The organism is Bradyrhizobium sp. UBA2491 (genome assembly GCF_002341725.1).
GTDB lineage: Bacteria > Pseudomonadota > Alphaproteobacteria > Rhizobiales > Xanthobacteraceae > Bradyrhizobium.
Genome location: NZ_DDOP01000053.1, coordinates 3602 through 3965 on the forward strand (window position 1 = coordinate 3602; position 364 = coordinate 3965).

The following is a 364-nucleotide window of genomic DNA, read 5'->3' on the forward strand; positions in this document are numbered from 1 at the left end:
ATGCGGGACCGGTTTCCCCGGGTATCGCTACGCTCACCCGGGCTACGGATTACTGGAGCAAGCGGAGCGACGACTAGACTGCCGCAACAGTCAGGCTGGCGCCATCGGCGCGGACCACCTTCACGCGGCTGCCGGCCGGCGTATCAGGACCGGCGACCCGCCAGATCGTGTCGTCGATCCGCACCGTGCCCGAGCCGTCGATGATCGGCTTCTCCAGCGTGAACTCACGGCCGATCAGGGCCTCGTTGCGGCGGTTGAGGAACGGGTTGGTCTTGCTCGCCGGCGTGGCGGCATTTCGCCCGGGGCGCGACGCCGGCGAGCAAGACCAACCCGTTCCTCAACCGCCGCAACGAGGCCCTGATCG

1 pseudogene is annotated in these 364 nt (G+C 68.4%); it reads right to left on the reverse strand.

The annotated features are described in order from the left end of the window. Positions 1 to 73: 73 nt before the first annotated feature. Positions 74 to 277 (reverse strand): annotated as a pseudogene (locus B2W55_RS17690) (NfeD family protein); the annotation flags it as partial. Between the last annotated feature and the right edge of the window lie 87 nt (positions 278 to 364).